The sequence below is a fragment of the Pseudomonas sp. HMSC067G02 genome (assembly GCF_001813485.1).
Classification (GTDB): domain Bacteria; phylum Pseudomonadota; class Gammaproteobacteria; order Pseudomonadales; family Pseudomonadaceae; genus Pseudomonas; species Pseudomonas aeruginosa.
On record NZ_KV812707.1, the window covers coordinates 1 to 258 of the forward strand.

The 258-nt window shown below is 66.3% G+C and carries 1 protein-coding gene; it reads right to left on the minus strand.

The window, feature by feature from the left end; all coding sequences use genetic code 11:
* Positions 1-258, minus strand: a 258-nt coding sequence (locus HMPREF2914_RS22930) for an IS3 family transposase (RefSeq protein WP_083323311.1), incomplete at both ends; no start/stop codon positions are given.

The following is a 258-nucleotide window of genomic DNA, read 5'->3' on the forward strand; positions in this document are numbered from 1 at the left end:
TATCCGGCCGCTCAACCGTGGCCTGTTTGCAGGCGTGCGAGCCCGGTTGCTTGCTGACCAGGCCCAGCTCACGCATCAACCTACGCACTCGGAAACGGCCGATGGTCACGCCCTCTTCGCGCAGCATGCCCAGAATGCTGCGGCTGCCGGCCGAGCCCCGACTCTGGCTGAACAACTGGTTGACCTGGCTACGCAGCGCCACGCGGCGAGCATCGACACGCCGCCGTCGAAGACGGTGGACGTAGTAGCAAGACCGCG